Annotated in this window: 10 protein-coding genes; 6 read left to right on the forward strand and 4 right to left on the reverse strand. The window is 34.4% G+C overall.

Annotated features, from left to right (window positions below):
* Positions 1 to 118: 118 nt before the first annotated feature.
* Positions 119 to 1,282, reverse strand: coding sequence for a FecR family protein (locus PQO00_RS18670; protein ID WP_274186375.1), 1,164 nt, complete (start codon positions 1,280 to 1,282; stop codon positions 119 to 121).
* Between the two features lie 142 nt (positions 1,283 to 1,424).
* Between PQO00_RS18670 and PQO00_RS18675 the strand changes: the two genes are divergently transcribed.
* The 6 genes from PQO00_RS18675 to PQO00_RS18700 all read left to right on the forward strand — a co-directional run bounded on the left by PQO00_RS18675 (position 1,425) and on the right by PQO00_RS18700 (position 7,597).
* Complete coding sequence (locus PQO00_RS18675) at positions 1,425 to 2,003, forward strand: RNA polymerase sigma factor (protein ID WP_274186376.1); 579 nt, start codon at positions 1,425 to 1,427, stop codon at positions 2,001 to 2,003.
* Between the two features lie 371 nt (positions 2,004 to 2,374).
* Positions 2,375 to 2,809, forward strand: coding sequence for an Rrf2 family transcriptional regulator (locus PQO00_RS18680; RefSeq protein WP_274186377.1), 435 nt, complete (start codon positions 2,375 to 2,377; stop codon positions 2,807 to 2,809).
* A 63-nt stretch (positions 2,810 to 2,872) separates the two neighbouring features.
* Positions 2,873 to 5,119, forward strand: a complete 2,247-nt coding sequence (locus PQO00_RS18685; RefSeq protein WP_274186378.1) for a nitric-oxide reductase large subunit — start codon at positions 2,873 to 2,875, stop codon at positions 5,117 to 5,119.
* 10 nt (positions 5,120 to 5,129) lie between these two features.
* Entirely contained in the window at positions 5,130 to 5,852 is a 723-nt protein-coding gene (gene ric, locus PQO00_RS18690; protein ID WP_274186379.1) for an iron-sulfur cluster repair di-iron protein, read from the forward strand.
* Between the two features lie 97 nt (positions 5,853 to 5,949).
* Positions 5,950 to 7,158 carry a hypothetical protein gene (locus PQO00_RS18695; RefSeq protein WP_274186380.1) on the forward strand — a complete coding sequence of 403 codons (1,209 nt, stop codon included), beginning with the start codon at positions 5,950 to 5,952 and terminating at the stop codon, positions 7,156 to 7,158.
* A complete protein-coding gene (locus PQO00_RS18700; RefSeq protein WP_274186381.1) occupies positions 7,136 to 7,597 on the forward strand; it encodes a hemerythrin domain-containing protein in 462 nt (153 codons plus the stop codon). The genes PQO00_RS18695 and PQO00_RS18700 overlap by 23 nt, the downstream gene beginning before the upstream one ends.
* A gap of 373 nt (positions 7,598 to 7,970) precedes the next feature.
* On the opposite strand, the gene PQO00_RS18705 is transcribed toward PQO00_RS18700, so the two are convergent.
* The 3 genes from PQO00_RS18705 to nirK are packed head-to-tail and all read right to left on the reverse strand — an operon-like array spanning position 7,971 to position 10,912.
* Positions 7,971 to 8,684 (reverse strand): SCO family protein, encoded by a 714-nt coding sequence (locus PQO00_RS18705; RefSeq protein WP_274186382.1) that lies wholly within the window; start codon positions 8,682 to 8,684, stop codon positions 7,971 to 7,973.
* 4 nt (positions 8,685 to 8,688) lie between these two features.
* The gene (locus PQO00_RS18710) at positions 8,689 to 9,462 is read right to left on the reverse strand and encodes a formylglycine-generating enzyme family protein (RefSeq protein ID WP_274186383.1); all 774 of its coding nucleotides are present in this window, start codon (positions 9,460 to 9,462) and stop codon (positions 8,689 to 8,691) included.
* 7 nt (positions 9,463 to 9,469) lie between these two features.
* A complete protein-coding gene (gene nirK / locus PQO00_RS18715; RefSeq protein ID WP_274186384.1) occupies positions 9,470 to 10,912 on the reverse strand; it encodes a copper-containing nitrite reductase in 1,443 nt (480 codons plus the stop codon).
* Between the last annotated feature and the right edge of the window lie 1,151 nt (positions 10,913 to 12,063).

Genomic DNA, 12,063 nt, shown 5'->3' on the forward strand with positions numbered 1-12,063 from the left:
ATACTTTTGTTGTGTTACATTTGGTTAGGTTTACTTAATCGAATTACTCAATCGGAAAATGTTCCAGCATTTTCCGATTTTACTTTTAATGAATCATTTTATTAATAATATTTTAGAGTTAGTTAATAATTATTTTATTGTCCTTTATTTCGTAGTTAATTCCATAGTTTCGTTTAAAAGTTTCAATGACCTCTTCAATAGATTCTATATCGAAACTTGCTAAAAAAGTCATATTATCTAAACTTAAATTTTCATTAACAATTTTAACATTATAATGTCTTTCTAATTTGATTCTAATACGTTTAAAGGTCATGCCTCTAAAAAGAAGCTTACCGTCGACCCAAGTTGTATAGAGATCTGTATCCACCTTTTCAACTATAAATCTATTTGCTCTAGAATTCCAACCCGCTTTTTCTCCAGGCGATAATAATTGACTGTATTGCAATGAGGCTATCTCCTTATTTTTCCCAATTAAACTAACAGAACCTGAAACCAAAACGGTATTAATATACTTATCTTCTGGATAGGTAGATATATTAAATTTAGTTCCTAAAACACGTACATCAACCTCACTACTACTAACAATAAATGGACGAGCTTTATCTTCTTTAACCTGAAAAAAAGCTTCCCCCTCTATAAACACCTTTCGTTCGCCTTCGGAAAGAAAATTTTGAGGAAATCTAAAGGTGGTTCCAGAATTTAAAGTGACCAGGGAACCATCGGACAACTCTAATGTAAACTTTTTACCAAAAGGTATTTTTAATGTATTATAAATCAGCTCTTCCGCTTTATCGCTTTGCGTATAAACTAATTTATCTTCTTGCTGGTCTGCAATAACAGCACCTTCTGTATTAGTTATTTTAGAAGTGTTTTTCAAATCAATTTGCTTCGCAGTTCCATTTCCCAGCTCTAGTATAATAGACGCATCTTCAATAATTAATTGCTGAGGTTCTTTGGAGAAATTTAATTGAATGACATAGGTGATTCCTAAGAATAAAACTAAAAGTGCTGCATATTTATAAAATGGTTTTAATCTAAAGCGCTTTGATTTCTCTTCTTTTTCCTGTTTGGACTTAGCCTTTGCTAAAATTTTTAAGTAAGTTTCTTTCGAATCATTAACTTGTAAATGTTGCTTACTAAGCAAATAATTTATTTCTACAGATTTTTTTATTTCTGCCCGAAGTTCATCTACTGAAATACCATCAACACCTTGTTGAAGCGCTTCGTATGAAATTTCATTTTTTAAATATTTTTGAATTATTGATTCCGTACCTTTTTTCATTTTTATTTACACTTTCATTATAAAGACGCAGGTTTTTATAAAATCCCTACCTTAAATTTAACCTTTTTTTAACTTTTTTTGATTTTTTGTTAATTTTAGAATAAGATTATAATACTTTTGGTTTTCTAACAGGGGGTTTCATTTGAACAAAGAAGATAAAAAATTATTAGAAGAATTAAAATCAGGGCGAGAAAGCGCTTTTGAATCCATTTATAATATCTATTACAAAGGGCTAGTGGTTTATTGTTATAATCTATGTAAAAGACAAGACCTTGCTGAAGATATTGTTCAAAATGTGCTTATCAATATTTGGACGAAACGAAGTGATTTAAAAATAAGTAGTTCCTTTAAAAACTATCTATTTCGGGCTGTTCACAATACTTTTATTTCAGAATATCGGAAACAAAAAATAGAAATTGACATCAATGATGTAAAATATCAATTTATAGGCGATACTTATATGCAAAGTGACGACCTTACCGAACAACGTATTTCTATAGTTAGTCAAGCCATTGATCGACTTCCCAAAAAATGTAGGACGGTATTTTTAATGAGTAAAATCAAAGGCTTGAAACATAAAGATATTGCCAAGCGCTTAAATATATCGGAGAAAACTGTTGAAAAACACATAAGCAAAGGTTTGGCTACTATTAAAAAGTATGTTTACAACAATTCTCATTTGATAAAAATAATAACGTTTTACAAAATAAAAACCGCTTAAGTCCACTCACTTTAAAAAAGAAACCCGTAAAGAATAGGTCCTGTTATTGGACTTAGTATATTTGGAAAATAAACGTGATGCTCTTCATTGCTAGCAATCCAAGAAACCTGTAACGGATTAATTATCCAAATATGATGTTTTGTAACAACCTCCATAATACCTGAGTTATACCAAATGAATTAATGAATGAGTTTGAATAGCGTATTTTAATTCATAATTGGTATTATTGGTCGTAAAGTGTTTATTTCATAACCCAAGTCTATTTCAATAGTTGTCTTATAATCAATAATTCATTGTCTAAATATATTAATAAAGACTTTTTTGTCCTATTTTAAATTATCTTTATATATTTGCATTAATAAAATTAAAATATGTTTTCTAAAGCTTGCGAATACGGTATAAGAGCATCTATTTTTATTGCACTTAATTCTTTTCAGGATAGACGCGTAAGTCCTAAGGAAATTGCAGCAGAGATTGACTCTCCTGTTGCATTTACAGCTAAAATTTTACAAGCACTGGTAAGGCACAATGTCATTAATTCTGTAAAAGGAGCTTATGGGGGCTTTGAAATTGAAAAAGAACGAATTAAAGACATTAAACTGTCGGATATTGTTGATGCTATTGATGGAGATAGTATTTACAAGGGGTGCGGATTAGGATTGCAGGCCTGCGATGAACACCATCCTTGTCCTATGCATGATAAATTCAAAATAGTCAGAGATGAACTTAGGAACATGTTAGAATCCACAAATCTGGAAACCTTAGCATTAGATATAAAAGAAGGAGATACCTTTTTAAAGCGCTAAAAAAAATTTATTTTAAAATAAGACAAATTTATCCGAATTAAAATTTAATTAAATCAATCATTCATGAAAAAAGAAAAAAAATTATGGTTGCTATTTGCTACAGTCGTTATTAGCTCATTTAGTGTATTGGGGTATTACGGTTTTGAAATCTACCAACAATCCCCACCAATTCCAGAATCCATTGTATCGGCAGATGGAAAAGTGATTTTTACAGAGTCCGATATAAAAGATGGTCAAAATATATGGCAAAGTATAGGCGGGCAAGAAGTAGGTTCCATTTGGGGACATGGAGCATATGTAGCTCCAGATTGGACTGCAGATTGGTTACATAGAGAGGCGGTTTATATTTTAAATAAATATGCAAATAACGATTTTGGAAGGGATTATGATGCTGTTTCAGAAGAGCAGCAAGCAGCGTTAAAAGTTAGATTACAAAAGGATTTAAGAAATAACACTTATAACATATCTAATAAAACCATAACAATATCTAAAAATAGGGTAGAGGCTATTCAATATTTAAGTGAATATTATAATGGGTTATTCACCAACGATCCCAAATTTGATAAGCTTCGTGCAGATTATGCTATTCCTAAAAATACCATTAAGGAAGCCAGTAAAATGCACAAAATGAACGCGTTTTTCTTTTGGGCAACCTGGGCAACCGTAACCGAACGTCCAGACAGTCATGTTAGTTATACACATAACTGGCCAGCCGACGATCTTGTGGGTAACACACCAACAACGGATTTAATGGTGTGGTCGGGAGTCAGTATCATTTTGCTTATCTTGTGTATTGGTGTGTTAGTGTTTTATCATGTAAAATCGGGAGAGGATGAAACGCTACCACCGCCAGCCGAAGACCCTTTATTAAAACAGGGAATGACCCCTAGTATGCACCTTGTGAAAAAGTATTTTTGGGTGGTTACCTTACTTATGGTCTTGCAGATGCTTTTAGGTATTGTAACAGCACATTATGGGGTAGAAGGTGATGGTTTTTATGGTTTTGCATTAGATCAAATATTGCCGTATTCTGTATCCCGTACCTGGCATACACAACTTGCCATATTCTGGATAGCTACAGCTTGGTTAGCGACTGGGTTATATATAGCCCCGGCTGTTTCAGGTAAAGACCCTAAGTTTCAGAAATTTGGTGTTAACTTTTTATTTATGGCACTTTTGGTTATTGTTTTAGGCTCCATGATTGGCCAGTGGTTTGGTGTGATGCAAAAATTAAATCTGGTTGATAATTTCTGGTTTGGACATCAAGGTTATGAATATGTAGACCTTGGAAGGTTCTGGCAGATTTTCTTGTTAGTAGGGTTGTTTTTATGGTTAGCTTTAATGGTAAGGCCGCTTCTTCCTGTTTTAAAACGTAAAACAGAAGAAAAGAACTTGATTATCATGTTTTTGGTGTCTTGTAGTGCGATAGCCCTGTTCTATGCTTCTGGATTAATGTGGGGTAGACATACAAACCTAGCCATTGCTGAGTATTGGAGATGGTGGGTTGTTCATCTATGGGTTGAAGGTTTTTTTGAGGTGTTTGCCACCGTTGTAATAGCCTTTTTGTTTGTAAGGTTAGGATTATTGAAAACGAAAACAGCGACATTAAACGTGTTGTTAGCGACCATTATTTTTATGTCAGGCGGTATTTTAGGAACATTCCATCACTTGTATTTTACAGGAACACCCAAAGCCGTTATGGCACTAGGTGCGACGTTTAGCGCGCTAGAGGTTGTACCACTAACCTTAATAGGTTATGAAGCGTATCATAACTACAAACTGTCAAAAGCAACAAAATGGTTAGAAGATTATAAGTGGCCTATTTATTTTATGATAGCGGTTGCGTTTTGGAACTTTTTAGGGGCTGGTATTTTCGGGTTTATAATTAATCCGCCAATAGCCCTGTATTATGTTCAAGGGTTAAACACAACGCCATTACACGGTCACACAGCATTATTTGGGGTTTATGGAATGTTAGGCATAGGGTTGATGCTTTTTGTATTAAGAAGTTTATATCGTCATGTAAAATGGCATGATAAACTACTAAAAATCACCTTTTGGTCCTTAAATTTAGGATTATTAGGTATGGCATTACTTAGCTTGTTACCAATAGGAATTTGGCAGGCCGTTGAAAGTATAGAACACGGTATGTGGTATGCACGTTCATCGGAGCTGATGCAGAACCCAAACATGATTACCTTAAAATGGTTAAGAACCATAGGCGATGTCATTTTTGCAGTCGGTATTATAACTACAAGCTGGTTTGTATTTGACTTAACATTAAAAAATAAAATAACAAAAAACAATTAAAACAAATGTTATGGAAACGATAACACAAAAACAAGTTGGGGCTTTCGTAGCTGAGGATTTTAGAACCGCAGCAGTATTTAATAAATATGGAATCGATTTTTGCTGTAGAGGTAACAGAACATTGGAAGAAGTTTGTGACAAAAATGGGATTGAAACCAGTGAATTGGTTCATAGTTTAAAGCATGTTTTAAACACAAAAACGGACCAATCGATAGATTATAAATCCTGGCCATTAGATTTGCTCATCGATTATATTGAAAAAAAACATCATCGATATGTTGAGGAGAAAATACCGGTTATAAAACAGTTTTTAGATAAACTCTGTAGAGTACATGGTGAAAGACATCCAGAGCTTTTTGAAGTAAACGAATTGTTTACGGCCTCTGCCGGTGAATTAGCTCAACATCTTAAAAAGGAAGAATTGGTGTTGTTCCCTTTTGTAAAAAAATTAGTTAAAGCAGAATTAACGAATACACCAATGGCATCTCCTGGTTTTGGTACTGTAAAAAATCCGATAGCAATGATGGTGCAGGAGCATGATAATGAAGGTGTAAGGTTTAGAAGAATCGCCGAAATTACAGATCATTATACACCGCCCGCAGATGCATGTAATACTTACAAAGTAACTTTTGCCATGTTAGAAGCGTTTGAACAAGATTTGCATCTACATATTCATTTAGAGAATAATATCCTGTTTCCTTCGGCAGAAAAGCTTGAAAGTAAACTTGTTTAAATGGATGTTTATTTAAGAATACTAAAGAAATCTTACAGATGTTGAGTCGTAACCGCTGTAGGATTTCTTATTTTTAACAAAACACTAAACTCACGGAATGCCTAAAAAACTAATTGTTGTTTGCCTAATTAATTTTTTAATCGCTGCCCTAATGGGCTTGGCACTACGTTTTTATTTTGTTCACCCTATGGCGTTAAATTACCGTTTTTTAACCCATGCGCATTCTCATATAGCTATGTTGGGCTGGGGATATTTAATGTTGTATGTACTACTGATTCATTATTTTGTGCCCGATAAAAAACCGATGTATAGCCGGTTATTTTGGATAACAGAAATAGCAGTAATAGGGATGATGCTAAGCTTTCCTTTTCAAGGATATGCAGCAGTTTCCATTACCTTTTCTGCATTGCATATTTTTTGTTCTTATTATTTTGTGTATTTAATTTGGAAACACCAAAAAGTAGAATTATTGGCAGTTGAAGTTTTACTTAAAACGGCTCTTGTCCTTATGGTTTTATCTACATTAGGTGTCTGGTGCCTTGGACCGGCAGTTGGTTTATTTGGGCAAGCTTCTGCATTTTATCAAATAGCCATTCAGTTTTTTCTACACTTTCAATTTAATGGTTGGTTTTTAATTGCCGTGCTCGCAGTGTTTTTCCATATTATTAAAATTGAAGACTCTAAAGTATTTCGGTATTTTTTCAAATTATTTGTAATATCTACCGTATTAACTTTTGGGCTTCCGGTACAATGGTTTGTACCAAATCCAGTTTCAATGTATATAAATATATTGGGGGTTCTTTTACAATTGGGGGCACTCTCCTTATTTTTCAAATTAATAAAGCACAAACTAAAGGCATTTTTAAAAGAGCAATCACAACTTATAGCTTATTTGTATTATTTTAGTGTATTTTGTCTAGTGTTGAAGATACTTTTGCAACTAACTACTTTGATCCCTGAATTTTCAGAAGTTGTTTTTACGCACCGTAATTTTGTAATAGGGTTCATTCATTTACTAATGTTGGGCGTTATTTCTGGTTTTTTGTTTGCCTTTATACTACTTAAAACAGCTATTAAAAATGACAAAATATTAAGTTGGGGCGTTTATACATTTCTTTTAGGTTTTGTGCTAACCGAAGGTTTATTATTACTACAAGGAAGCAGATTTTATTTAGGCATGGGACGTGTTCCAAGGTATTATGAATTGTTATTTACAGCTAGTATATTTCTGCCCTCAGGCATATTATTGATTTTATTATATTTTTTTAAAGATCATAAAAACCATGAAACCACAAAAACGACATAAAGCATTACAGCCCTTAAGTAGGGAACACCATCATGGACTATTGCTAGCTTGGAAAATAAGAGCTGGATTAGATAAAAATGTTAGTCCAAACCAGATGCAAGACTACGCACTTTGGTTTTATAAGACACATTTAATACCTCATTTTGATATTGAAGAATCACACGTTTTTAATATTTTAGGAAACGATCATCGCTTAATAAAGAAGGCATTGGATGAACATAAGCAAATAATTGAATTGTTTCAAGAGTTAGAAATTAAGCCGGATACTATCATATTAAATACTATAGCTAATACTCTTGACAACCATATTAGATTTGAGGAGCGTGTTTTATTTCCTAAAATTCAAAATGTAGCTACTGAAGAACAATACAATGCCATTGAAAGGGTACATCATTCAGTTGTTTTTGTAGATAATTATAAAGATGAATTTTGGAAATAATTTCCACTATAAATTATACTGAATGTCCGTAATCATGCATAATGATATTTTGGTCATTCAGAACGAAGTGAACCTGCCTGCCGGCAGGCAGGGAATCTGTTGATAATCAATGAGATCCCTCGTTGCCTCGGGATGACAAAATCAATATGTTTTTAGGTTTATGACAAATTACGGACAATCAAAAATGATATTATTGAGTTATACCAATTAGAATATAAAATGTCGCATGTCGACTCGTTTACCCAATCAAGTTGAGTACAGGCTTTTTTAAATTTAAAAGCCTAGTTCATAAATTCCGTAGCAACACTATGCAATCTAATCACAGCGTTTTTATATTTAAAAATAACTTCGGCTTTTATACGACATTTTATACTCAAATTGGTATTAAGTTTAAAATAGCTTGTATGGTCTCTTTATTATCAACCCCTAAGCCTTCTTGTTGATGAACAAGTTCGCCTGATGGGTTAAACACGCTAATAATATTGGAATGTGAAAAATCCATAGGCGAGATTTGTTTGTATTTTACGGCTAAAACATTAGCGAATTCACGAACACCACTTTCTGTTCCTTGTAAAAAAGTCCATTGTTCACCATCCATATAATTTTCAATAGCAAATGCTTTTAAACGTTCGGGTGTATCAATTTTAGGGTCGATGCTAATTAGAACAAAATTTAGGTACTTAAGTGCTTTTTCGGGAATTTGGCTTTCAATATTGCGCATATCGGCTACTAATCTCGGACAAGCAGCCTTACACGATGTGTAAATCATGACCATAACCAAAGTTTTTCCTTTTAGGTCTTTTAATTGAATACTGGTATTTTCTTCGGTTTTCCAATTAGAAGTTAAATTAAAAATAGAGTTTTCAGAAATTTCATTAGAACCTTCACTGTTTAATTGAGTGGATTCTGGAATTTGTAAGTCCATTTTACAAACTGGGCAAGTGCCCATATCATTGTAGGTCTTATTACCTTCGCATAGCATGGGACATTGGTATAGTTCTAAATTGGAATTTGATTGTTTAGTATTGCATGATGTTATAGGGATTATCATGACAAATACAATAAAGGCTAATGCTGAATATTTCATTTTTCTAGTCGTTTATATCTTTTACACATCTAAATCCTAAATTTTTCATAGCATATTTTGCTTTTAGGCTGCCTCTAATGGCGTAGCGCATAAAGGCGGCGTAGTTCATTAAATCGGTGGCGTTAACAGCGGCACTGCCGCAGAATAGATTATTATCTTTATCGACGTCTTTTCGAGATTCCCCGGTAATAAGAACCGAATTAAAATCAAGTGTCCATTCCCAAACTAAACCATGCATGTCATAAACACCCCAAACATTTTTAGGGTGTAGTCCAATAGTGTTCTCGTTTGTTCGAGGCGTCTCGTACCATTCTAAAATTTGGTTGTTATAATCGGGCTTAATCCTTGCGTCTCTGGTAGTTTCATCGGCCATGGCAACATATTCCCATTCATCAACGGTAGGTAGGCGCTTATCCTGGCATTCACAATAATCTTTAGCAGCAAACCAAGAAACATAGGTTACAGGACTATTGGGGGCTTCGTTATCCTTTAATTCAAAATCATTTTTCCAATTAAATAAATAACTCTTGTCAGTAAACAATTTTAAGGCCTTAGATTTTTGCCACTTAGGGTTGGTTTTTAAGAACTCTTTAAACTGGGCATTGGTTACAGGGTAGATGTCTATTTCGAAATCTTTAACTTCAACGACTGTCGAATCTCTACCGTAAAGAGGAATATAACGACTCCCCTCGATATAAACCATGCTTTTAGATTGTGCTAACAGCGTAGTTTGAAACACAATTAAAATTAGCAGTAAACTAAAAGCATGATTTTTCATGATTGATTTATTTTTTGTTTTTAACCTTTTCTACCATGTCTTTAGTAATTACTTGTTTAGAATTACCCCAGCTATTATATACATAAGTGAGCACATTGGCGATTTCATCAGGAGAGAGCATTTGTTTGGTCATAACACTATTATATTTTTGACCATTAACGGTAATTTCTCCTGATTTTCCATGTAGAACAATATCGATGGCTCGGTTTACATCGGCATTAAGATAGTCGGATTTAGCAAGAGGGGGGAAGGCATTGGGTACACCTTGACCTTCGGCCTGATGACAGGCAAAGCACGTTTGCATATAGGCCTGTTTTCCAAATTTCATTTGCTCTTCAAATGATTTTGCAGGGATTTCAGACTCAACTATTTCATCTGTAGTTGGCATCTCTTGTATTCCAGGACCTTCTGGTAGGTATATGTCGTCGCGTATTTCACCAGAATAGATTTTCTTGTTTTCTTCCCCTTCAACTTTTAACATGCCTAGAGCCCCTTTATTAAATGCTCTAAAAATGGAGTGATCTACCAGAATAAAAGTTCCTGGAACATCTACACGAAATTCAACAATAGCAGCTCCTCCAGCGGGTATAAGGGTTGTTTGAACGTTTTCATTTATTTTTTCACCACCTTCAATGTGAACTTTATCAAAAATTTCACCTATAACGTGAAATGAAGAGACCAAGCCAGGTCCGCCGTTTCCAACAAATAGTCTAACCGTTTCCCCAACCTTAGCGGTAATGGCATTATCTCCTGTAAGAGCCCCTACTTTACCATTAAATACAACATAATCGGCATTTTCATCAACAGCTTTTTGCATATCAAAAGGTTGTAAACCACGTTCCCCATTTGCGCCTTTAGTATAAAAATCACCTTGCATAATGTAGTATTCCTTATCTACTAGGGGTAGGCCACCTTCTGGTTCAACCAAAATTAAACCATACATACCATTAGCAATATGCATACCTACAGGAGCCGTTGCACAGTGATAAACATACAAACCTGGGTTTAAGGTTTTAAACGAAAATACTTTTTCATGACCAGGAGCCACAAACGAAGATTCAGCACCGCCTCCGGGTCCTGTAACGGCATGTAAATCTATATTATGAGGTAGTTTGTTGTCGGGGTGGTTTTGGAGGTGGAATTCGACTTCATCACCTACACGAGTTCTAATAAAGCTACCGGGTACAGTGCCTCCAAAGGTCCAGTATACATATCTTACACCATCGGTTATTTCTCCTTCTTTTTCAAGAATCTCCATCTTAACGATTAGTTTTTTCGCTTTTCTTCGGCCAACAGGGGTAGGGACGTTAGGGGGGCTGGTTAACTCAGCAATCATTTCTCTGTTTACTGGAATGTCTTCTGAATTTTCAAAGGTCTTCTCTTTGTTTTCGAAACAACTAAATAGTAGAAGTGCCATAAATATGGACAAAAAGTTACGTTTTGTTTTCATATTAATTGATTTTTATATTCAAATTTATTAGTCTGTTGCAAGATAAAATATGATATTTATCATAACTAGGATAGTTTTGTCTTAATTATAAATATGATGTATACAAACTATACCTTATAAACCAGATAGAGGATGTAAATATAGTTGATCGAATGGCATGTTTTGGTGCTTTAGAGATTTTTTCCCGAAATAAAGTTATTAATTATAAGTACACTATTATAAAAAATGCTCTATATAAAATGTGTTTTTAAAACAAAGTCAAAATAGAAAGTTTGGCGTAAAAAATAATAAAATGATAGTAATACCAATTATGAATTGAAATACGCAATTCAAACACATTCATCAATTCGTTTTATCACTTTACTCCTCATTTCCATAGCTTAGGCTCAATGTTATTAAGTTAAGGAAATTTGTTCTTTATTTGTCACATTGATTACTTCGTCTGCCTGCCCGTCCGGCAGCTACGGAGTACCCACAAATCATGATCCTCTGTCGCAGCCACAGATAAAAAGAACTCGCTCTTGTTCCTTGCTTTCTTGTATAGGTTTGCCGTACCAGCCTCGCAGACCGCTTTTTATAGAGCGCTCAGGCCTCTCTGCTAGATGTTGGAAAAATACCATAGGGCTGTCCCCGACCTTTCGGAAGGGGACCGAGCGTTTAAAAATAGTCCGGTGGACTATTTTAGCGTAGGTGCCAGACTACGCGAAGGACTAAAAAGCTTCGAGGAACAGGAGCATTGGCGTTGGACATTGCGGTGGGGCGACGCGAAGTTTTGGGCCCGGTTCTTCTCTGGCGACAGCATGAGAAGAAATACCTCTCGAAAGGGCGTCTTTTCTTTTGTTACTTTTCTTTGGACGAGCAAAGAAATCGAAGATTCACGAACACCTATTTATCAAATAAGATCAGTGAGCTAAATCGAAGATTCACGAACACCTATTTATCAAATAAAATCAGTGAGCTAAATCGAAGATTCACGAACACCTATTTATCAAATAAGATCAGTGAGCTAAATCGAAGATTCACGAACACCTATTTATCAAATAAGATCAGTGAGCTAAATCGAAGATTCACGAACACCTATTTATCAAATAAGATCAGTGAGCAAAATCGAAGATTCACGAACACCTATTTATCAAATAAGATCAGTGAGC

It is taken from the genome of Flavivirga sp. 57AJ16, from assembly GCF_028736925.1.
Taxonomy (GTDB): domain Bacteria; phylum Bacteroidota; class Bacteroidia; order Flavobacteriales; family Flavobacteriaceae; genus Flavivirga.

What these genes read in the sequence shown, in the direction of transcription:
- PQO00_RS18695 (WP_274186380.1), top strand. Translation starts at nt 5,950, where the DNA reads ATGCCTAAAAAACTAATTGTTGTTTGCCTAATTAATTTTTTAATCGCT.
- ric (WP_274186379.1), top strand. Translation starts at nt 5,130, where the DNA reads ATGGAAACGATAACACAAAAACAAGTTGGGGCTTTCGTAGCTGAGGAT.
- PQO00_RS18710 (WP_274186383.1), bottom strand. Translation starts at nt 9,462, where the DNA reads ATGAAAAATCATGCTTTTAGTTTACTGCTAATTTTAATTGTGTTTCAA.
- PQO00_RS18705 (WP_274186382.1), bottom strand. Translation starts at nt 8,684, where the DNA reads ATGAAATATTCAGCATTAGCCTTTATTGTATTTGTCATGATAATCCCT.
- PQO00_RS18685 (WP_274186378.1), top strand. Translation starts at nt 2,873, where the DNA reads ATGAAAAAAGAAAAAAAATTATGGTTGCTATTTGCTACAGTCGTTATT.
- PQO00_RS18670 (WP_274186375.1), bottom strand. Translation starts at nt 1,282, where the DNA reads ATGAAAAAAGGTACGGAATCAATAATTCAAAAATATTTAAAAAATGAA.
- PQO00_RS18700 (WP_274186381.1), top strand. Translation starts at nt 7,136, where the DNA reads ATGAAACCACAAAAACGACATAAAGCATTACAGCCCTTAAGTAGGGAA.
- PQO00_RS18680 (WP_274186377.1), top strand. Translation starts at nt 2,375, where the DNA reads ATGTTTTCTAAAGCTTGCGAATACGGTATAAGAGCATCTATTTTTATT.
- nirK (WP_274186384.1), bottom strand. Translation starts at nt 10,912, where the DNA reads ATGAAAACAAAACGTAACTTTTTGTCCATATTTATGGCACTTCTACTA.